At 72.3% G+C, this 20946-nt stretch carries 13 protein-coding genes; 6 read left to right on the top strand and 7 right to left on the bottom strand.

The window, feature by feature from the left end; translation table 11 throughout:
- The first annotated feature begins 5 nt into the window (after positions 1-5).
- On the top strand, positions 6-5501 hold the full coding sequence (gene pulA, locus ACN27D_RS02940; RefSeq protein ID WP_421498482.1) for a pullulanase-type alpha-1,6-glucosidase: 5496 nt from the start codon (positions 6-8) through the stop codon (positions 5499-5501).
- 71 nt (positions 5502-5572) lie between these two features.
- On the opposite strand, the gene ACN27D_RS02935 is transcribed toward pulA, so the two are convergent.
- The 3 genes from ACN27D_RS02935 to ACN27D_RS02925 form a co-directional block, all read right to left on the bottom strand.
- Positions 5573-7462, bottom strand: a complete 1890-nt coding sequence (locus tag ACN27D_RS02935; protein WP_421498481.1) for a hypothetical protein — start codon at positions 7460-7462, stop codon at positions 5573-5575.
- Positions 7463-7747: 285 nt separating this feature from the next.
- Positions 7748-9493, bottom strand: coding sequence for a hypothetical protein (locus ACN27D_RS02930; protein WP_421498480.1), 1746 nt, complete (start codon positions 9491-9493; stop codon positions 7748-7750).
- A gap of 267 nt (positions 9494-9760) precedes the next feature.
- Positions 9761-11236, bottom strand: coding sequence for an aminopeptidase P family protein (locus ACN27D_RS02925; protein ID WP_421498479.1), 1476 nt, complete (start codon positions 11234-11236; stop codon positions 9761-9763).
- A gap of 113 nt (positions 11237-11349) precedes the next feature.
- On the opposite strand from ACN27D_RS02925, the gene asnB reads away from it, so the two are divergent.
- A complete protein-coding gene (asnB, locus tag ACN27D_RS02920) occupies positions 11350-13311 on the top strand; it encodes an asparagine synthase (glutamine-hydrolyzing) (RefSeq protein ID WP_120568977.1) in 1962 nt (653 codons plus the stop codon).
- Between the two features lie 58 nt (positions 13312-13369).
- Here asnB and ACN27D_RS02915 read toward each other — a convergent pair whose 3' ends face one another.
- Positions 13370-14491: a lytic polysaccharide monooxygenase auxiliary activity family 9 protein gene (locus tag ACN27D_RS02915; RefSeq protein ID WP_421498478.1), complete on the bottom strand. Its 1122-nt coding sequence runs from the start codon at positions 14489-14491 to the stop codon at positions 13370-13372.
- Between the two features lie 335 nt (positions 14492-14826).
- On the opposite strand from ACN27D_RS02915, the gene ACN27D_RS02910 reads away from it, so the two are divergent.
- On the top strand, positions 14827-15756 hold the full coding sequence (locus ACN27D_RS02910) for a carbohydrate kinase family protein (RefSeq protein WP_421498477.1): 930 nt from the start codon (positions 14827-14829) through the stop codon (positions 15754-15756).
- Between the two features lie 16 nt (positions 15757-15772).
- On the opposite strand, the gene ACN27D_RS02905 is transcribed toward ACN27D_RS02910, so the two are convergent.
- Positions 15773-16999, bottom strand: a complete 1227-nt coding sequence (locus ACN27D_RS02905; RefSeq protein ID WP_252454381.1) for a multidrug effflux MFS transporter — start codon at positions 16997-16999, stop codon at positions 15773-15775.
- Between the two features lie 82 nt (positions 17000-17081).
- Between ACN27D_RS02905 and ACN27D_RS02900 the strand changes: the two genes are divergently transcribed.
- Positions 17082-17591, top strand: coding sequence for a MarR family winged helix-turn-helix transcriptional regulator (locus tag ACN27D_RS02900; protein WP_421498476.1), 510 nt, complete (start codon positions 17082-17084; stop codon positions 17589-17591).
- 7 nt (positions 17592-17598) lie between these two features.
- The gene (locus tag ACN27D_RS02895; protein WP_421498475.1) at positions 17599-18501 is read left to right on the top strand and encodes an aminoglycoside phosphotransferase family protein; all 903 of its coding nucleotides are present in this window, start codon (positions 17599-17601) and stop codon (positions 18499-18501) included.
- 13 nt (positions 18502-18514) lie between these two features.
- Here ACN27D_RS02895 and ACN27D_RS02890 read toward each other — a convergent pair whose 3' ends face one another.
- Together ACN27D_RS02890 and ACN27D_RS02885 are read right to left on the bottom strand one after the other, a co-directional pair.
- Entirely contained in the window at positions 18515-19342 is an 828-nt protein-coding gene (locus tag ACN27D_RS02890) for an MBL fold metallo-hydrolase (protein WP_121686023.1), read from the bottom strand.
- On the bottom strand, positions 19339-19743 hold the full coding sequence (locus ACN27D_RS02885; protein ID WP_121686027.1) for a thioesterase family protein: 405 nt from the start codon (positions 19741-19743) through the stop codon (positions 19339-19341). Before ACN27D_RS02885 ends, ACN27D_RS02890 begins: the two co-directional genes overlap by 4 nt.
- 115 nt (positions 19744-19858) lie before the next feature.
- Between ACN27D_RS02885 and ACN27D_RS02880 the strand changes: the two genes are divergently transcribed.
- Positions 19859-20929: a phosphatase PAP2 family protein gene (locus tag ACN27D_RS02880; RefSeq protein ID WP_120568983.1), complete on the top strand. Its 1071-nt coding sequence runs from the start codon at positions 19859-19861 to the stop codon at positions 20927-20929.
- Positions 20930-20946 lie beyond the last annotated feature (17 nt).

Below are 20946 nucleotides of genomic sequence, written 5' to 3'. Positions count from 1 at the left end.
CGTCGATGAAACCGCCGCCGATATCCCCCAAGGCGCTGCTCGCCCTGGTCACCTCCCTCGTACTCACTCTCGTCGGCGTGCCGGTGGCCCTCCACCAGCTCGGCGCCGACGCCACCGGCCCGGCCGCCACCCCCGACGTCCTGGCCGCCGGCAACGCTCCGCAGTGGAACCGCGAGCCGTCCCCCGACGCTCTGCTCAAGGCCGCCGCCGGCACCAAGAAGGCCGAGCAGTTCTACTTCGTCCTGCCGGACCGGTTCGCCAACGGCGACAAGCGCAACGACACCGGCGGCCTGACCGGCGGCCGGCTCACCACCGGCCTCGACCCGACCGACAAGGGCTTCTACCACGGTGGCGACCTCAAGGGCCTGATCGACCGGATGGACTACATCCAGGGCCTCGGCACCACAGCCATCTGGCTCGCGCCGATCTTCAAGAACCGGCCGGTGCAGGGCACCGGCGCGGACGTCTCGGCCGGCTACCACGGCTACTGGATCACCGACTTCACCCAGGTCGATCCGCACTTCGGCACCAACGCCGAGCTGAAGAAGCTGGTCGACCTGGCCCACCGGCGGGGTATCAAGGTCTACCTCGACATCATCGTCAACCACACCGCCGACGTCATCCGGTACGCCGAGGACAAGTACGGCTACGTGGACAAGAAGACCGCCCCCTACCGCGACGCGCAGGGACGCCCTTTCGAGGACCGCAACTACGCCGACGGCACCCGGAGGTTCCCGGCGGTGAACGAGAAGTCGTTCCCGTACACCCCGGTGTTCGCCACCCCGGCCGACGCGAAGGTCAAGGTGCCGGCGTGGCTGAACGACCCGACCATGTACCACAACCGCGGTGACTCCACGTTCGCCGGGGAGAACAGCGAGTACGGCGACTTCTTCGGCCTCGACGACCTGTGGACCGAACGTCCCGAGGTGGTCCGCGGCATGACCGACATCTACGCCCAGTGGATCGGCAAGGCCGGCGTGGACGGGTTCCGCCTCGACACGGTCAAGCACACGAACCTCGACTTCTGGCCGCAGTTCGCGCGCGGCGTCGAAGCCGCCGCGGCCAAGGCCGGCAAGAAGGACTTCTTCATGTTCGGCGAGGTCTACAGCGCCGAGCAGGAGATCCAGTCCACCTACGTGCGGCAGGGCGGACTGCCCGCCACGCTCGACTTCTCGTTCCAGGAGGCGGCACGCGGGTACGCCGCCGCCGACGGCTCGGCCAAGGCGCTCGCCGACGTCTACGCCAAGGACGACCTGTACTCCGCGCGGGACACGAACGCCAACCGGCTCACCACGTTCCTGGGCAATCACGACATGGGCCGGATCGGCTCGTTCGTCGCCGCCGCCGGCGGTGACGACGCCACCCAGCTGAACCGCAGCCGGCTCGCGCACCAGCTCATGTTCCTCACCCGGGGCCAGCCGGTCGTCTACTCCGGCGACGAGCAGGGCTTCACCGGACCGGGCGGCGACAAGGACGCCCGGCAGGACATGTTCGCCTCACGGACCGCCGACTACCTCGACGACGACCTGATCGGCACCACCCGTACCCACGCCGCCGACCAGTACGACACCCGCCACCCGCTCTACCGGACCATCGCCGAGCTGGGCGAGCTGCGGTCGGCGCACCCGGCGCTGCGCGACGGCGTGCAGGTGACCCGGCACGCGGCCGACGGGCCGGGCGTGTTCGTGTTCTCCCGCGTCCTGCCCGCCGACCGGATCGAGTACGTGGCGGCGGTGAACAACGCCGCGACGCCGCAGACTGTCACGGTGGACACCTGGTCGGCCGGCGCCCGCTTCACCGGCGTGTACGGCGGCGCCGCGGGCGCGACTGCCGGCGCGGACGGCAAGCTGAGCGTCACAGTGCCGGCGATGTCGGCGCTGGTGCTGAAGGCCGACCGGGCGATCCCGCAGGCCGGGGCACCGACGATCACGATCACCGAGCCGGGCGACACCCCGGTCCCCGGCAAGGCCGCCGTCACCGCCCAGGTGACCGGCGACCCGCTCGCCACCGTCACGTTCGCCGCCCGGGTCGCGGGCGGCAAGTGGACGCTGCTGGGCAGCGCGCAGCGCGCGCCGTACACCGTGCACCACGACCTGACCGGCCTGCCCGGCGGCACCCGCGTGGAGTACAAGGCGGTGGTCCGCGACGGCAAGGGCCGCACCGCCACCGCCCGCGCCACCGGCACCGTCGGCACCCCCGCACAGGGCGCGTCACGCGACTGGGCGATCGTGCACTACCAGCGCCCGGCCGGCGGGTACGACGACTGGCGGCTGTACGCCTGGGGCGACATCGACCCGGCGTACGTGACGCAGTGGCCCGCCGGGCAGCCGTTCGCCGGTGAGGACTCGTACGGCCGGTTCGCCTGGGTCAAGCTCAAGCCCGGCGCGAAGTCGGTCGGATTCCTCGTGATCGACGGCGACGGCAACAAGGACGTCGCGAACGACCGCACCATCGACGTGACTGCGACCGGCGAGGTCTGGGTCAAGCAGGGCGACCCGGCGGTCTACCCGACGCGGCAGGCCGCCACCGGCGAGCCCGACCCGCCCGTCGCCCAGGACACGGCGCTGATCCACTGGCGCAAGGCCGACGGGAACTACGACGGCTGGGGCCTGCACCTGTGGGACGGCGCGGCCACCCCGACCGACTGGGCCGCCCCGCTCAAGCCCGAGAAGATCGACGCGTACGGGGCGGTGTTCCGGGTGCCCCTCGCCGCCGGGGCGACCGGGCTGAGCTACATCATTCATTCCGGTGACGAGAAGGACCAGCCCGAGGACCAGCGGCTCGACTTCGCCTCCGCCGGACGCGAGGTGTGGCTGCTCGCCGGCGTCAAGGGACGGTTGTTGCCCACCACCACGTCCGGCGCCGCCAAGGACCTCGACCTGACCAAGCAGAAGGCGCAGTGGATCGACAGGTCCACAGTCGCCTGGGCGACCGGGCCGACCGACGGCAGGCGGTACGCGCTCGCCGTCGCCCCGGCCGGTGGGATCGGCCTCGCCGACGGCGAGCTGACCGGCACGTACACCACCATCGGGCTGCGGGCGCAGCGCAACGGGCTGACCGAGGCGCAACGGCAGGCGTACCCCCATCTCTGGGCCTCGCACGCCTTCACGCTCGACCGCGCCGACCTGGCCCGGGTGCCGGCGGCGCTGCGCGGCCAGATCGTGGTGACCGAGCGGGACGCCGACGGTGCGCTGCTCGCCGCCACCGGCGTGCAGATCCCCGGCGTGCTCGACGACGTCTACGCGGCGGCGACCGGCGCGAAGCTCGGCCCGACGTTCGCCGGTCGGGTGCCCACCCTGGCGGTGTGGGCGCCGACCGCGCGGACCGTCTCGCTGGAGCTGTACGACTCGCCCACGGCCCAGCCGACCAGCGTGGCGATGCGCCGCGACGACCGCACCGGCGTCTGGTCGGTACGCGGCACGAAGGCGTGGAACGGCCGCTACTACCGCTATCGGGTGCAGGCGTGGCAGCCGGCCACGCAGAAGATGGTCACCGCGTCGGTGACCGACCCCTACTCGGTGGCGCTCGCCCCGAACTCCACGCACAGCCAGATCGTCGACCTGACCGACCCGGCGCTCGCACCGGCCGGCTGGGCGAACCTGCGCAAGCCGGCCGCCCCGCCGGCGTCGAAGGTCCAGATCTCCGAGCTGTCGGTGCGGGACTTCTCCATCGCCGACACCACGGTCCCGGCCGAGCGCCGGGGCACCTACCTGGCGTTCACCGACCCGAACACGGCAGGCATGAAGCACCTGCGGGCGCTCGGCGACGCCGGGGTCAACCACCTGCACCTGCTGCCGGCCTTCGACTTCGCCACCATCCCGGAGAAGCGGGCCGACCAGGCCCGGCCGGCCTGCGACCTGGCCGCGCTGCCGCCGGACTCCGACGAACAGCAGAAATGCGTCGCGGCGGTCGCCGGCACCGACGGCTACAACTGGGGGTACGACCCGCTGCACTACACGGTGCCCGAGGGCGGGTACGCCGTCGACCCGAACGGCGCGAAGCGCACCACCGAGTTCCGCCGGATGGTCGCCGGGGTGAACCAGGCCGGCCTGCGGGTGGTCATGGACGTGGTCTACAACCACACCTCGGCCGCCGGCGCCGACCCGAAGTCGGTGCTCGACCAGGTGGTGCCCGGCTACTACCACCGGCTGCTGGACGACGGGACCGTCGCGAACTCCACCTGCTGCGCCAACACCGCCCCGGAGCACGCCATGATGGGCAAGCTCGTGGTGGACTCGCTGGTCACCTGGGCCAAGGCGTACAAGGTGGACGGGTTCCGGTTCGACCTGATGGGCCACCACCCGAAGGCGAACATCCTGGCCGTACGGGCCGCGCTGGACAAGCTCACGCTCGCCCGCGACGGCGTGGACGGTCGCAAGATCCTGCTGTACGGCGAGGGCTGGAACTTCGGCGAGGTCGCCGACGACGCCCGGTTCACGCAGGCCACCCAGGCCAACATGGCCGGCACCGGCGTCGGCACGTTCAACGACCGGCTCCGCGACGCGGTGCGCGGCGGCGGCCCGTTCGACGCCAACCCGCGGGTGCAGGGCTTCGCCTCCGGCCTCTACACCGACCCCAACGGTGACGAGGTGAACGGCCCGGCGGCCGAGCAGCGGGCCCGGCTGCTGCACCAGCACGACCTGATCAAGGTGGGGCTGACCGGGAACCTGCGCGGCTACCGGTTCACCGACTCCACCGGCAAGCGGGTCACCGGCGCCCAGGTCGACTACAACGGCGCCCCGGCCGGATACACGGCCGCGCCGGGCGAGGCGGTCACCTACGTCGACGCGCACGACAACGAGATCCTGTACGACGCGCTGGCGTACAAGCTGCCGCAGGGGACCTCGGCACAGGACCGGGCCCGGATGCAGGTGCTCGCGCTGGCGACCACAGCGCTCGGGCAGGGCGCCGGGTTCGTGACCGCCGGCTCCGAGCGGCTGCGTTCGAAGTCGCTGGACCGCAACTCGTACAACTCCGGTGACTGGTTCAACCAGATCCGGTGGGACTGCGCCCAGGGCAACGGGTTCGGCGCCGGCCTGCCGCCGGAGGCGGACAACAAGGACAAGTGGTCGTACGCGAAGCCGCTGCTGGCCGATCCGTCGCTGGTGCCGGACTGCGCGGCGATCGAGCTGGCCGACGCCCGGTACGCGGAGCTGCTGCGCGTCCGCCGGTCCTCGCCGGTGTTCGGGCTCGACACAGCCGAGCAGGTGCAGAAGCGGGTGGCGTTCCCGCTGTCCGGGACGAAGGAGACCCCGGGCGTGCTCACCATGACCCTCGACGCGCGAGGGCTGGACGGGAAGTGGAAGTCGGTGACAGTCGTCTTCAACGCCACGCCGGAGACGGCGGAGCAGACCGTCACCGGGCTGCGCGGGGCGAACGTGGCGCTGCATCCGGTGCTGCGGAACTCGGCCGACCCGGCGCTGCGTACCGCGTCGTTCGACCGGGCCGCCGGCACGTTCACCGTGCCCGCGCGCAGCGTGGCGGTGTTCGTCCAGAGCTGACCGGCAAGGCCGACCGGCCCCCTGCCACGTCACGTGGCAGGGGGCCGGTCGCGTACCGGCGGACCGTCAGGTCAGTTGAAGCAGTCCTCGACGGTGTTGGCGCAGTTGGTGGGGTCGTTGTTGCTGATGAGGGACTTGTCGTCGAGCTTGACGCGTCCTTCGTTGTTGAGGACGCCGCCGGCGACCCGGTGGAGCTTGCTGGAGTCGGTGGCGGTGTTCTTGGTGACGTGGGTCTTGGTGAGGGTGATCTTCGCCTTGTTGTTGAAGATGCCTCCGCCGTTGAGGGCGGTGTTGCCCTTGATGTCGGTGTCGCGGATGGTGAGGGTGGCGTTGTCGTCCTTGTCGTGGTCGCGGGCGAGGAAGCCGTCCTCGATCTTGATGAGCCACTCGCCGTTGTAGATGCCGCCGCCGAACCGGTTGGCGGTGTTGTCGGCGATCTTGCTGTCGGCGATCGTGGCGCTGGCGTGCTCCTTGTCGTTCGGGTAGCCCCAGTGCTTGCCGCCGGTGACCACGACACCGCCTCCGTCGCCGTCGGCGTGGTTCTTGGCGACGTGCACCTTGTCCAGGTCGAGGTCGGTGTTCTCGGCGTAGACGCCGCCACCGTTCTCGCAGGCGGTGTTGCCCGTGATCGCGGTGAAGGACACCGTGACGGTGCCGCCGCTGCTGAACAGGCCGCCACCGTTCTTGCCGGCGCGGTTGTCCGACAGGCTCGACTTCACGCCGTCCTTGCCGTGGTCGGAACCGTAGATCTCGACCGTGCCGGCCTCGTGGTGCTTCTCCTTCTTGTCGTAGCCCTTCGGCGCGGCGGAGGCCGCCGGGCCGTGCCCACCGGACAGGCCGCTGCCGTTGGCCACACCGCCGCCGTTGCCGCCGGCGGTGTTGTCGTCGACGTGGGTCTCCTCGACCTTGAGGATGCCCTCGTTGTAGACGCCGCCGCCGTCGCCCTGGGCGTGGTTGTCGACGACCTTGCTCTCCTTGAGCCAGGTGCGGCCGTAGTTGGCGATGGCGCCGCCGTCGCCCTCGGCGTTGTTGTCGACCAGCTTGACGTTGTCCAGGTAGGCGCTGCCGCCGCGCTCGACGAGCAGTGCGCCGCCGTCACCCTCGACGCGCTTGTCGTCGTCCTTGCCGCCGTTCATGCCGCCGTCGGCGACCGGCGCGGCAGTGACGGCAGTGGTCGCCGCGGCCGGAGCCGCGACAGCCGGGGCCGCGGCCGGGGCCGCCACCGCCGGGGCGGCAGCCGGAGCGGCGGCCGGCGGCTGGCCGCCGCCGGGAGCCCCGCCACCCGGGTACTTGAACTCGTTGGCGTTTCCGCCCTTGACGGTGAGGTCCTTGAGGGTGAGGTCGCCGCCGTCGACGACGCGGAAGATGCGGAAGGTGTCTTCGGCGTCGCGCTTGATGGTGGAGCCGTTGCCCTTGATGGTGACGTCCTGCTTGATCTCGGGCAGGGCGGAGCCGAACTTGCGGTCCTTGACGCCGAGTTCGTAGGTGCAGTTCTCGGCGAGCTTGATGGTGCCGCCGTGGTCGCGGTTGGCCAGTTCGAGGGCGTCGACCAGGGCGTCGTCGTCGCAGGCGACCTCGCGGGTCTTGCCGTGGTCGTCCTTGCCGTCCTTGCCCCACTCGCCCTTGTCCGGGCCCCACTCGCCACGGTCGCGGCCTTCCTGGCCACGGTCCTTGCCGTCCTTGCCGTACCCGTCCTTCTCGTGCCCGTCCTTGTCGTAACCGTCCTTGCCGTACTCACCCTTGTCGCCGTGGTCGCCGTCGCTGAGCTGCTGCGTGGTCGACCACTTGACGTCGGCGAGCCGGTGCGGGCCGGTGGCACCGGTGGTCGCGTAGGCCACGCCGGCGAGGCTGACCGCTCCGGTCAGGCCCACAACGCCGGTGGCGAGCCACATCCGGCGACGCCGGAGCGGGGAGATGGTCTTGCTGGTGGCGTCATCGTTATTGCGAAGGTAGTTGGACATCGGAGCTCTCTGCCCTCTCCTTGTACCTGACAAGGTCGCTTCGCCCTGGCGAGGCGGCCTTCGCTACAAATCGGTTGTAGCTGCTGAAGATGACCGTATGAGAACCTTCTTCGCCTCGTGGTCATACACGAAAAAAACCCGCATAAGGGTGCGGGTGGGATGGGCGGGCGCAGTGCGGTCCGGATGCCCCGGCGGGGGACACCGCGGCCAGTAGGGCTGCTCCGGGGTGGGAGCCCTCCTCGCGCCGTGGCGCGGGGAGGGCTCCCCGGTTATGTGGTGGTTCCGTCAGTTGAAGCAGTCCTCGACGGTGTTGGCGCAGTTGGTGGGGTCGTTGTTGCTGATGAGGGACTTGTCGTCGAGCTTGACGCGTCCTTCGTTGTTGAGGACGCCGCCGGCGACCCGGTGGAGCTTGCTGGAGTCGGTGGCGGTGTTCTTGGTGACGTGGGTCTTGGTGAGGGTGATCTTCGCCTTGTTGTTGAAGATGCCTCCGCCGTTGAGGGCGGTGTTGCCCTTGATGTCGGTGTCGCGGATGGTGAGGGTGGCGTTGTCGTCCTTGTCGTGGTCGCGGGCGAGGAAGCCGTCCTCGATCTTGATGAGCCACTCGCCGTTGTAGATGCCGCCGCCGAACCGCCCGGCCGTGTTGTCCACGACGGCGCTGTCGGCGATCGTGGCGCTCCCCGCGAGGCCGTCCTTCTCGGCGCCGTTGCCGGCCCAGTCCCGCCCGCCGGTCGTCACCACGCCGCCACCGTCGCCGTCGGCGTGGTTGCCCGCCACGTGGACCTTCTCCAGCAGCAGATCGGTGTTCTCGGCGTAGACGCCACCACCGTTCTCGCAGGCGACGTTGCCGCCGATGGCGGTGAACGAGACCGTGACCCAGCCGCCGCTGCTGAACACGCCACCACCGTTGCGACCCGCCCGGTTGTGGCTCAGCGTGCTCAGTGAGGCGTCCTTGCCCTCGTACGCCCCGGTGATCTCGACGGTGCCCGCGCGGTGCTTGCCGTGCTCGCCCTTGTCGGCCTTCGCGGCCGAGGCCAGGTCGACCGGCCCGTCGTGGTGCGCACCGCCGCCGTTGGCGATGCCGCCGCCGTTGCCGCCGGCGGTGTTGTCGTCGACGTGGGTCTCCTCGACCTTGAGGATGCCCTCGTTGTAGACGCCGCCGCCGTCGCCCTGGGCGTGGTTGTCGACGACCTTGCTCTCCTTGAGCCAGGTGCGGCCGTAGTTGGCGATGGCGCCGCCGTCGCCCTCGGCGTTGTTGTCGACCAGCTTCACGCTGTGCAGGTGCGCGCTGCCGCCGCGCTCGACCAGGAGCGCGCCGCCGTCACCCTCGAACCGCTTGTCGTCGTCCTTGCCGTCCGGTCCGGCCGCCTTCGGCACCGACGGTCCGGGGTACTTGAACTCGTTGGCGTTTCCGCCGGAGACCGTGAGGTCCTTGAGGGTGAGGTCGCCGCCGTCGACGACGCGGAAGATGCGGAAGGTGTCTTCGGCGTCGCGCTTGATGGTGGAGCCGTTGCCCTTGATGGTGACGTCCTGCTTGATCTCGGGCAGGGCGGAGCCGAACTTGCGGTCCTTGACGCCGAGTTCGTAGGTGCAGTTCTCGGCGAGCTTGATGGTGCCGCCGTGGTCGCGGTTGGCCAGTTCGAGGGCGTCGACCAGGGCGTCGTCGTCGCAGGCGACCTCGCGGGTCTTGCCGTGGTCGTCCTTGCCGTCCTTGCCCCACTCGCCCTTGTCCGCGCCCCACTCGCCACGGTCCTTGCCGTCCTTGCCGTACCCGTCCTCGCCCTTCTCGCCGTCCTTCCCGCCCTCGGCGCGGGATTCGTCACCGGCGTTCTGCGGCGCGGCGGCGTGGTTCTCCGCCACCGGTTCGGTGCCGGACTTGTCGTCGCGGGCGGCGAGACCGCCGAGCGCCGCCAGCCCGACGACGCCGGTCAGCCCGGCCACGCCGGTGGCGACCCAGAGCGCCCGCCGTTTGCTCGTCCGCGGCGGGGGCGCCATCGGAGCGCCGCCGTCGGGTGTCGTTACGTCGTTCGACATGAGAGCCCTTTCGGTTCTTCCCAAACGGGTCGCACCGCCCCAGGCCGGGCGACCAGCTACAAACCGGTTGTAGCCTCTGATCAGCACCGTATGAGAAGGTTCCTCGCGAGGAAGACGTATCCGAAAAAAGCCCGCATTCCTCCCACGAACGGCGGTCGGTGACCAACCACGTCAGGGGGACCGCAACGGCCCAGACGACGGCGGGCCCCACCACCTGCCCGGAGAAGGCGCGGTGGTGGGGCCCGCCGGAGATCGCGGCCGCGAGGATCAGCCGGGCAGGCGCGGGCCCGCCTCACGCTGCTCGGCCAGCCAGGTCTCCACCTCGGCGGAGGCACGCGGCAGCCCGGCCGACAGGTTCACCGGACCGTCCGCGGTGACCAGGATGTCGTCCTCGATCCGCACGCCGATGCCCCGCAGCTCCTCCGGAACCAGCTCGTCCTCCGGCTGGAAGTAGAGCCCCGGCTCGACGGTGAGCACGTACCCCTCGCCGAGCGGCCCCTCGCGGTAGGTCTCCTTGCGCGCGTTGGCGCAGTCGTGCACGTCGATGCCGAGCATGTGGCTGGTGCCGTGCAGCGTCCACCGCCGGTAGACCGTGGAGGCCGGGTCCATCGCCTCGTCCACACTCACCGGCAGCAGCCCGAGATCCTTCAGCGCCTCGGCCAGCACCCGCATCGAGGCCAGGTGCACGTCCCGGAACGCCACGCCGGGCCGGCACATCTCGATGCCGGCCTGCTGCGAGGCGTACACCGCGTCGTAGACCTGACGCTGCAACGGCGTGAACCGGCCGTCGATGGGAAGCACCCGGGTCACGTCGGCGGTGTAGAGGTTGCGGTTCTCCACGCCCATGTCCATCAGCAGCAGCTCACCCGGACGGGTCGCGCCGTGGTTGTGCACCCAGTGCAGGATCGTGGCGTGCTCGCCCGCCCCGACGATCGAGCCGTAGCCCACGTCGTTGCCGTCGTGCCGGGCGCGCAGCGCGAAGACGCCCTCCAGCAGCCGCTCGGAGACCCCGCGGTCGGCCGGCAGCGCCCGTGCCACGTCCTCGAAGCCGCGCACCGTGGCGTCGCACGCCTCCTGGAGCTGCGCGATCTCCCACTCGTCCTTGACCAGCTTCAGCTCGGAGATCGCGATCGCCAGCTCCCGGTCGCGGCCGGGCTGCCCCTCGGCGCGCGCGCCGTCGTAGGGACGCACGGCCGCGTCCACCCGGGCGTCGAAACCGCGGAGCACCCGGGTACGCCCCGGCGCCAGCTCGGCCAGCGCCGCGTCCAGCTCGCTCAGGTCGGCCGTCGGCAGGCCCAGCTCGGTGGACTTCTCCCGCAGCGTCGGCCGGCGGCCCACCCACAGCTCGCCGTGGCGGCTGCGGAAGAACTCGTCGGTCGCCCGGGACGAGCGGGGCCGCATGAACAGCGTGGACTCGCCGCCCGGCCGCAGCACGAGGACGCTGTCCGGCTCCAGGTCGCCGGTCAGGTACGCGAAGTCGCTGCCCGGCCGGAACCGGTGGTCGGTGTCGTTGGCGCGTACCTTCTCGTTGCCAGTGGGGATGACCAGCGTCTCGCCCGGGAAGGCCTCGGCCAGCGCGGCCCGCCGCTTGGCGTGGTTGGGCACCTCCGGGCGCGGGGTGACCGGCAGTTCGGTGTCCCGCCAGCCCTGCCGCATGAACGACAGGAACGCCTCCGGGAAATCCGGGTCGTGCGACTCCGTGCCGTCCGCCGCCTTGCCCTGCCGGGTCCGCTCCTCGGCCATGATCCGCCCCTCCCTGAGCCTCGTCGCTGGTCCCGACGGTACCGCGCGCACGACAGCGGGAGGTGCCTGCGGTGCCGCGACGACGGCTTCCGGCGCGTGGAAAGATGGCGACCATGTGCGGACTCCTGGCCTTCTTCAGCGCGCGCGGCGACGCCGCCGCCCACCGCGACAACATCGCCGGCGCACTGGAGTGCCTGCACCACCGCGGCCCGGACGAGACAGGGGTCGAGGTGGTCGGCGACGCCTCCGGCCGGTACGCGGACGGCGTGTTCGCGCACAAGCGCCTGGCGATCATCGACGTGGCGCTGAGCCACGAGCCCCTGCCCTACGCGGGTGGGCGTTACCTGCTCACCTTCAACGGCGAGATCTACAACTACATCGAGCTGCGCGACGAGCTGATCCGCGACTACGGCGCCCAGTTCGCCACCAACGGCGACGGCGAGGTGATCGTCGCCGGCTACCACTACTGGGGTGAGCAGGTGCTCACCAAGCTGCGCGGCATGTTCGCGTTCGTGATCTGGGACCGGCAGGAGCGGCGGGCCTTCGGCGCGCGGGACTACTTCGGCATCAAGCCGCTGCACTACCTGGAAACCCAGGACGGCCTCTACCTCGCCTCGGAGAAGAAGGCGCTGCTGCCGTTCGCGCACTCGGCGTACCAGGGCGACGCGGGCATCGACACCGCCAACCTGAGCCACTACCTGACCCTCCAGTACGTGCCGGAGCCGGGCACGCTGCACAAGGGGATCAGCCGGATCGGCTCGGGGGAGTACCTGACCTGGACCCCGGGTGGCCGGATCGAGGTGCGCCGCTGGTACCGCCCGGTGTTCCGGCCGGCCCCGGTCTCCGACGAGCAGCGGCTCTACCACGACATCCGGGAGACGCTGCGCGAGAGCGTCCGGATGCACATGCGCTCGGACGTGCCGGTCGGCTCGTTCCTGTCCAGCGGCATCGACTCCACCGCCGTGGTGGCGCTGGCCCGCGAGTTCAACCCGAACATCCTCACCTTCACCGTCGGCTACGACGTGCCGGGCTACTCCGAGATCGACGTGGCCCAGGACTCGGCCCGGCACCTCGACGTGACCACGATCCCGACCAAGATCGGGCCGCAGGACATGATCGAGGCGCTGCCGAAGATCGTCTGGCACCTGGACGACCCGGTCGCCGACCCGGCGCTGGTGCCGCTGTACTTCGTGGCGAAGAAGGCCGCCGAGCACGTCACGGTGGTGCTGTCCGGTGAGGGCGCGGACGAGTTCTTCGGCGGTTACACGATCTACCGGGAGCCGTTGTCGCTCAACGCGGTCAACAGCCTGCCCGACGGCGTGCAGAAGGGCCTGCGCGCGGTGTCCAAGGCCATCCCGCAGGGCGTCAAGGGCAAGAGCTTCCTGGAGCGCGGCACCACCCCGATCGAGGAGCGCTACTACGGCAACGCCCGGATGTTCACCGAGGAGGAGAAGCAGCACCTGCTGCGCCGCTACGACCCCTCGGTGCGCTACACCGACGTGACCGCGCCGATCTACGCCGAGTGCACCGAGCTGGACGACGTCACCAAGATGCAGTACGTCGACCTCTACACCTGGCTGCGCGGCGACATCCTGGTCAAGGCCGACCGGATCTCGATGGCGCACTCGCTGGAGGTGCGGGTGCCGTTCCTGGACCGGGAGGTGTTCAACGTCGCCGCCGGCATCCCGGTCGACCTGAAGCTGCCGCCCCGCTCCGAGGCCACCAAGTACGCGATGCGCCAGGCGCTGCAGGGCGTCGTGCCGCCGGCCATCGTCAACCGCAAGAAGCTGGGCTTCCCGACCCCGACCCGGGTCTGGCTGCGCGGCGAGATGTACGAGTGGGCGCGGCACGTGCTGTCCACCTCGGGCGCGGGTGACCTGATCGACCTGTCGTACGCGCTGCGCCTGCTGGACGAGCACAAGCGGGAGGAGGCCGACCACTCCCGCAAGGTGTGGACCGTGCTGATCTTCTGCATCTGGCACGCCATCTTCGTGGCCAAGACGCTCGACCCGGGCATCCAGCGCAACCAGTCCGCGCTGCTCACCAAGCCGGTCGTCGGCAGCATGGTCCGCTGACCCGAGCGTGACGAGGAAGGGCCCCCGGGAAATCCCGGGGGCCCTTCTCAGTGCCTGGTCACCGACCGGTGCAGGTGACTGTCGGAAGGGTGTTGGTGCCGGAGAAGTTCGCGGTGAAGCCGAACGTGGTGGTGCCCTCCGGCGGGACGCTGCCGTTGTAGGCGGCGTTGGAGACGCTCACCGACGCCCCGCTGCCGCTCAACGTGCCGTTCCACACCTGGTTGATGGTCTGGCCGCTGGGCCAGGTCCAGTTCGCGGTCCACCCGGAGTACGTCCGGGTGCTGTGGTTCATGATCGTCACTTCGCCCTGGAAGCCGCCGCCCCAGGCGGTGACCACCTTGTACACCGCCATGCAGGAGCCGGACGGCATGGTCGGGCTGCTCGTCACCGGCGGAGGTGAGGTCGGCGGCGCGGTCGTCGGGGGCGCGGTGGTCGGCGGCGCGGTCGTCGGGGGGTTGCTGCCGCCCGAGCCGATCCCGGTCACCTCGCCGTTGCCGCCGTCGAACGTCACGTCCGAGCAGCCGAAGAAGTTCTCCTGGCTGTCCGAGCGCACCCAGCGCGAGTAGATGATGTGCCGGCCGCTCTTGTTCGACGGCAGGTTGCCGCTGAAGTAGTAGTGGCCGTCGTTGGTGCCCACAGCGCCGCGCTGCGGCGGGTTGGTCACCTGGAGGAACGGCTGCTCCTCCAGGTCGCTCCAGGCCAGCGGCCGGTTCGGGCTCCAGCTGTCCTTGGTCACGTAGAAGTAGAACGTGCCCGGGTGGTGGGCCCAGTTGCTGTACCGGAACTCGATCGACCGGCCCGCCGTCAGGTGGGTGACCGGCCAGTCGGTGCGCGCCGCGTCGTACCCGCTGAAGCCGGGGTTGCCGCCGCTGCACAGCTTGCCGTCGGGGATGAACCCGACGGTCCGCCCGCCGGCGTCGGAGCGCAGCACGCTGAACCAGTTGTACAGCGAGTTCGCCCCGCTCGTGGCCACCGCCGACGAGCAGGCGGGGTTGTTCGGCCGGATCTCACCGGTTCCGGTGAGGCCGTCCTTCCAGCACAGGTAGGTGCGGGCGCCCGGCGTCATGGCCGCGCCGTGCGCGGCCGCCGGTCCGGAGTTGGTGGCCAGGGCGAACGCGCCCAGGGCCAGGGTGGCGGCCGCGGTGAGCAACGCGGCCGTACGGGATCGGGTTCGGTGCACGGGGATCTCCTGACTCGCGGAGCGAGGCCCGGTTCGGCCCGCTCCGCTGGGACGAGCGGATGCGACGATCGCGGTGCCCGCGCCCGGTCGGTGTGCGGCCGGGGCCGTCGGCGGGCGCGCACCGCCTGCGGTCCGTTGCCACGGACCGTGGATGCCCTCGCGTCGGCTCGACCCGGCAGCCGGCGACGCGGCAGCCCCCCGCGTCGTCACCCGGCATCGCCATCCCACCACGTCGGGACGCGGCTCGCAATAGGTGCCGCTCGATGCCCGGGTCCGGACGCGCCGCGACCCCGGCATGCGCCAGGATCGGAGGGAGGACGACGAGGGGAGCCAGGATGGGTTACGCGGTGGTGCTCGGCGAGGCGCTGGTGGACCTGCTCGACGCCGAGCACGACGGGGAACCCGTCTACCGGCAGGCGATCGGCGGCGGCCCGCTCAACGTGGCGGTGGCGATCGCCCGGCTCGGCGGGGACGCGCGGTTCGTCGGGTCGCTCGGCGACGACGCGCTGGCCGGGCGGATCCGCGCCTTCCTCACCGACGCCGGCGTGGACGTGAGCGGGACGGTGACGGTCCCGGCGCCGACCGCGCTCGCGGTGGCCACGTTCGCCGGCGCGGAGCCGGACTTCCGCTTCTACGGCGAGCCCCGCTCGTACGCGCTGCTCGGCCCGGACGACCTGGACGTGGCGCTGGTCGAGGGCGCGGACGTGCTCTACTGCGGCTCGATCGTGCTGCTCGACCCGCCGGTGCTGGCCGCCGCCCGGCGCGCCTGGTCGATCGCGGGCGCGCTGCGGGTGTTCGACCCGAACGTGCGGCCCCGCCTGCTCACCGCGCCGGGCGCGCTGGACGGGCTGCGGACGGTGGTCGCCGAGTTCGCCGCCGGGGCGCACCTGGTCAAGCTCAGCGCCGCCGACGCGCGGCTGCTCTACCCGGACGAGCCGGTCGAGGGCGTCGCCGCGTACCTGCGGGAACTGGGCGCGAGCACCGTCGTGGTCACGCTCGGCGCGGACGGCGCCCTGGTCGCCGCCGCCGACGACGTGGTACGCGTACCCGCGCCGAAGGTGGACGCGGTGGACGCGACAGGCGCGGGCGACTCGGTGATGGGCGCGCTGGTGGCGGACCTGCTGGCCGCCGGTGAGCCGGTCGAGCCGACCGGCTGGCGGGAGCGGGTCGCGTTCGCGCTGCGGGTGGCGGCGGTGGTGTGCGAGTCCCCGGGCGGCGCCACCGCCATGCCCACCCGCGCCCGGGTGGCCGCCCGCTTCCCGTGATCCGCCCGGCCCGCGCTCAGGGGCGGGGGCGGGCCATCGTCAGGACGGCGGTCAGGGACAGGAACGCGGCGCCGGCCAGGACCACCGCCATCGGCAGCGCGCTGCCCTCGCCGCCGAGCCCGACCAGCGGCGCGGCCAGCGCGCCCACCACCGACTGGATGCCGCCCATCAGCGCGGCGGCGGTGCCCGCGTGCCGGGCGTGCGCGTCCAGCGCCAGCGCGGTGCTGTTCGGCATCACCATGCCGAGCGAGCCGACGAAGGCGAACAGCGCCACCGCCGTCACGGCCAGGCTGCCGGCCAGCGCGCCGGTCAGCACGCCGACCGCCGTGACCACGCCGACCACGAGCGTGGTGACCAGCAGCCGGCGCGGCGTGAACCGGTCGAGCAGCCGGGCGTTGGCCTGCCCGACCGCCACCAGGGCGAGCGCGTTGACGCCGAAGATGACGCTGAACACCGCGGCGGAGACGCCGAAGACGTCCTGGAACACGAACGACGACCCGGAGATGTACGCGAACAGCCCGGCGAACGCGAAGCCCTGCGTCAGCGCGTACCCGAGGTAGACCCGGTCGGCGAGCAGCGACCGCATGGTCCGGACGGTGCCTCCCAGGCCGCCGGTGCTGCGGCGCTCGGCCGGCAGCGTCTCCGGCAGGCGCAGCGCGACCGCGACGGCGAGCACCGCCCCGATGACGGCGAGCGTCACGAAGACGGCCCGCCACGAGCCGAACCGCAGCACCAGGCTGCCCACGCCGGGCGCCGCCACCGGCGCCACGCCGAAGACCAGGGTGAGCCGGGAGAAGTACTTCGCGGCGTCCCGGCCGGAGTAGAGGTCGCGGACCACCGCGCGGGCGACCACCACGCCCATGCCACCGGCGACGCCCTGGGCGAACCGCGCGGCGGCCAGCAGCGGGGCGTTCGGCGCCGCGGCGCAGGCCAGCGCCAGCACCGTGTACGCGACCACGCCGACCAGCACCGGACGGCGGCGCCCCCAGCGGTCGCTGAGCGGACCGGTGACGAGCTGGCCCAGGGCGAGACCGATCAGGCAGGTGGTCAGCGAGAGCTGGATGCCGGCCTGGTCGGCGCCGAGGTCGCGGGTCATGGCCGGGAACGCCGGCAGGTACATGTCCAGCGACAGCGGGCCGATCGCGGTGAGCGTGCCGAGCAGCACCAGCAGCGTCACGCCGCCGGTGGTGGCCGTGGTGCGGTCGGCGGTCGGGCGCGCGGCGGCCGGCGCGGCGTTGCTCACGAGTGGGTACCCCCTGGATCGGTGCGTCCGGGGTACCTTACATCTGTAGTCAGAACTATTGCGATGTGAGGCGGGTGACCCCGTGGCGACGAACGAGCAGGTCGCGCGCGTCGGCGCGGTCGTGGGGGAGCTGCACCGGCTCCTGCGCCGGCGGACCGGGGCGCGCGTCCGACGAGACCCGCTGCCCGAGGCGCAGGTGGAGCTGCTGCTGCTGGTCCGGGAGACGCCGGGGATCAGCGGCAAGGAGGTGGCCCGTCGCCTCTGCACCGCGCCCAACACGGTGAGCACACTGGTCCGCGACCTCACCGACGCCGGGCTGCTGGCCCGTGACCGCGACCCCGTCGACCGCCGCGTGCTGCGGCTGCACGTGACCGAGGCCGCCCGGGCGCGGATGGCCGACTACGAGACCAACCGGGCCGCGCTGCTCGACGAGGCCCTGGCCGAGCTGGATCCGGCGGCGCGGGCGGCGATCCTGGCCGCCGCCCCGCACCTCGACGCGCTGCTCGGCGCCCTGCGGGGACATGCCCGGCCGGAACCGCCCGGGCGGGCCTCCGGAAACCCGGTGGCCGTCGCACCGGCCCGCCCCGCATGATCACCGGATGGCGCTGCACCAGGACGAGATACCCGTGGACGAACAGGTCGTCCGGGCACTGCTGGCCGACCAGCGCCCCGAGTGGGCCGCGCTGCCGCTGACACCGGCCGGCGCCGGGACCGACAACACGATGTACCGGCTCGGCGCCGACCTGCTCGTCCGGCTGCCCCGGACCGCGGAGAAGGCCGGTGCCCTGCGCAAGGAACAGCGGTGGCTGCCCCGGCTCGCGCCGCTGCTGCCGTACCGGGTGCCGGAACCGGTGTACGCCGGCGTCCCGGCCGACGCCTTCCCGCTGCCCTGGTCGGTGCAACGGTGGATACCGGGCGACGAGGTCCGGCCCGGCACCGTCGGCGACTGGGCCGCGCTCGGCGCCGACCTGGCCGTGTTCGTCCGGCACCTGCACGCGGCCGACCTGCTCGGCGCGACCCGCGCGGGCGACCTGAGCGGATACCGCGGCGGCGCGCTGCGTCCCTGCGACACCTGGATCTCGGCGGCGCTCGACGACTGCCGCAGCCGCATCGGCGACGAGACGGACGTCGACACCCTGGTCCGGCTCTGGCGCGACGCCCTCGACCTGCCCGAACCGGCCGGCCCGCACGTCTGGCTGCACGGTGACCTCAAGCCCACCAACCTGCTCGTGCACGACGGCCGGTTGCGGGCGGTCATCGACTTCGGCGGCCTGACCGTCGGGCACCCCGACGCCGAGCACGCGCCGATCTGGGACCTCCCGCCGCCGGCCCGGCAGGCCTACCGCGAGGCGCTCGGCGTGGACGACGTGACCTGGGCGCGGGCCCGCGCCTGGGCGCTCGGGGTGGCGGCCAGCGGCGTCTCCTACTACTGGGACACGTTCCCGGCGTTCGTCGCCGAGTGCCGCAACCGCCTCCGCGAGATCCTGGCCGACGCCGGATGAGCCCGGCCGCCGGTCAGGCCGTGCCGTCCAGCTCCGCGTAGCCGCGGCGGGCAGCGATCAGACCCGGCCGGGCGCCGAACGGCGACTCGGCCGCCACCCGCTCCGGCGGGGCGCTGCCGGTGTGCCCGGCCCGGATCAGCCACGCCTGCCGCGCGAGCTGCGCGTGCTGCTCGCGGACGAAGTCCACGCCGACCGGCTCGCCGTGACCGGGCACCACCACCGTCGCGGGCGTGGTCATCCGCAGCAGGTCGGCCAGCGCGTCCGGCCACTTCAGGGGGTACGACTCCTCGAACGCCGGTGGCCCGCTCTGCTCCACCAGGTCGCCCGCGACCAGCACGTCCGCGTCCGGCACGTGCACCACCAGGTCGGCGTCGGTGTGCCCGTGCCCGGGATGGCGCAGCACCACCCGCCGGCCGCCCACGTCGAGCACCGTCTCCTCGTGCACCTCGTGCGTCGGCGCCCGCAGCTCGGTGTGCGCCAGCTCCTCGGCCAGCGCCGGATGCCCGGCGTGCATCTCCTCGTACGCGGCGCGGCGCACCGCGTCGGACCGGTCCCGCAGCGCCGCCGCGGCCTGGGCCTGCGCGTAGATCGCGGTCTCCGGCCCGGCCAGCGTGGCGTTGCCGAAGCAGTGGTCGAAGTGGTGGTGCGTGTTCACGATCGTCCACGGGTACGGCGTCACCGCCCGGGCCGCCTCCGCCAGCTCCCGGGCCTGCCCGGCGGTGGAGAGCGTGTCCACCAGCAGCGCCGCGCCGTCACCGACCACCAGCACGACGTTCACCGCGAGCGTCGGCTCGCGCAGCACGTGCACCCCGGCGGCGACCTCGGAGAACCCGGCGGTCATGACGGGCCGAGGGCCCGCTCGACGAAACGCTGCCGGTCGACGAGCACCCGCTCGACGCGCCCCTGCGCCGCCACGGTGGGCCCGTCGGTGACCGTCACGTCGAAGACGAGCCGCTTGCCGTCGACCTTCACCAGCTCGGCGTGGGCCGCCACGGTACGCCCCACCGGGGTGGCCGCGCGGTGCTCCAGCTCCACCCGTACGCCGACCGTGGTCGACCCGGAGGGCATCCGGGTCGCGGTGGCGGCCACCGTCGCCGCCTCGGCCAGCGCCAGCACCCGGGGTGTGCCGAGCACCGGCACGTCCCCCGAGCCGACCGCCTGCGCGGTGTCGGCGTCGGTCACTGTCAGCTCGACCCGGGCGGTCAGGCCCGGCGAGAAGGGCGACTCCGGCTGCTCCTGCATGCGGCCGAGCCTAGTGCAGCCGACCCGTGGCCGTCCGGCGTCCGAGCCGCCGCCGGTCCGGTCGTCGCCGCCCGCCCGCAGGCCCACCGGCCGCCCGCCGTTAACCTTGTCCGCGATGGCCGAGCTGACACAATCTCCGACCCCCGCCCCCGACGCGACCACCGAGTCGCCCGACGGTGGGCGCCGCCGTGTGATCGCGATGACCATCTGGGGCGTCGCGTTCGTCGTCGCCTGGCTCGCCATCGGCCTGCCCACCGACCCGGCGTACGCGTTCCTGTGGATCTGGGCCGGCACGGTCGCGTGGAACTCGGCCCGCCCGTGGCGCACCCACCTGCGGTTCGCCCGGGACTGGATCCCGGTGGTGCTGCTGCTCGCGGCGTACAACCTGTCCCGGGGATTCGCCGACAACGGCGCCACCCCGCACGCGATGGAGCTGATCGTCGCCGACCGCTTCCTCACCGGATGGCTCACCGGCGGCGAGGTGCCGACGATCTGGCTCCAGGAGCGCCTGTACGACGCGTCCGAGGTGCGCTGGTGGGACGTGCTGGTGAGCTGGATCTACTTCTCGCACTTCGTGGCGACGTTCGCCGCCGCCGCAGTGCTGTGGATGCGGAACCGGCAGCGCTGGATCGCGTACATGTCCCGCTGGGGCTTCCTGTGCGCGGCCGGCCTGGTCACCTACTTCGCCTACCCGGCCGCGCCGCCGTGGTGGGCGGCGCAGAACGGCCTGCTGACCGAGGTCGCGCGGATCTCCACCCGGGGCTGGAAGGAGATCGGCATGCACGGCGCGGGCAACCTGCTCAACGCCGGGCAGATCGCCTCCAACCCGGTGGCCGCGATGCCGTCGCTGCACACCGCGTTCGCGCTGTTCGTGGTGCTGTTCTTCATGCGGTCGGTGCGCAAGCGCTGGTGGCCGCTGATGCTCGCGTACCCGCTGGCGATGACGTTCACGCTGATGTACAGCGGCGAGCACTACCTGATCGACGTGCTCGTCGGCTGGGCGTACGTGGGCATGACGTTCCTGGTGGTCGGCCTGGCCGAGCGCTGGTGGGCGGCCCGGCGGGCCCGCCGGGCCGGCGAGCCCGCCGTCGCGGCCGGGGCGCCGACCGCCGACGACGACACCGCCGCCGACACCCCGGACCGGGTGGCCGGCGACCGGGACGCGGTGCCCGCCGAGCGCCGGTAGACCCGCACCGGCCGGTC

Source organism: Micromonospora sp. WMMD1274 (assembly GCF_049179035.1).
GTDB classification, from domain to species: domain Bacteria; phylum Actinomycetota; class Actinomycetes; order Mycobacteriales; family Micromonosporaceae; genus Micromonospora; species Micromonospora tulbaghiae.
Note: the sequence above shows the minus strand (reverse complement) of the source record. Positions and strands in the feature narration are given on the sequence as shown.

Bases quoted from the DNA above. Each gene is read 5' to 3' on its own strand.
- ACN27D_RS02930 (WP_421498480.1), bottom strand. From the start codon at position 9,493: ATGTCGAACGACGTAACGACACCCGACGGCGGCGCTCCGATGGCGCCC.
- ACN27D_RS02925 (WP_421498479.1), bottom strand. From the start codon at position 11,236: ATGGCCGAGGAGCGGACCCGGCAGGGCAAGGCGGCGGACGGCACGGAG.
- ACN27D_RS02910 (WP_421498477.1), top strand. From the start codon at position 14,827: ATGGGTTACGCGGTGGTGCTCGGCGAGGCGCTGGTGGACCTGCTCGAC.
- pulA (WP_421498482.1), top strand. From the start codon at position 6: ATGAAACCGCCGCCGATATCCCCCAAGGCGCTGCTCGCCCTGGTCACC.
- ACN27D_RS02895 (WP_421498475.1), top strand. From the start codon at position 17,599: ATGGCGCTGCACCAGGACGAGATACCCGTGGACGAACAGGTCGTCCGG.
- ACN27D_RS02885 (WP_121686027.1), bottom strand. From the start codon at position 19,743: ATGCAGGAGCAGCCGGAGTCGCCCTTCTCGCCGGGCCTGACCGCCCGG.
- ACN27D_RS02935 (WP_421498481.1), bottom strand. From the start codon at position 7,462: ATGTCCAACTACCTTCGCAATAACGATGACGCCACCAGCAAGACCATC.
- asnB (WP_120568977.1), top strand. From the start codon at position 11,350: ATGTGCGGACTCCTGGCCTTCTTCAGCGCGCGCGGCGACGCCGCCGCC.
- ACN27D_RS02880 (WP_120568983.1), top strand. From the start codon at position 19,859: ATGGCCGAGCTGACACAATCTCCGACCCCCGCCCCCGACGCGACCACC.
- ACN27D_RS02890 (WP_121686023.1), bottom strand. From the start codon at position 19,342: ATGACCGCCGGGTTCTCCGAGGTCGCCGCCGGGGTGCACGTGCTGCGC.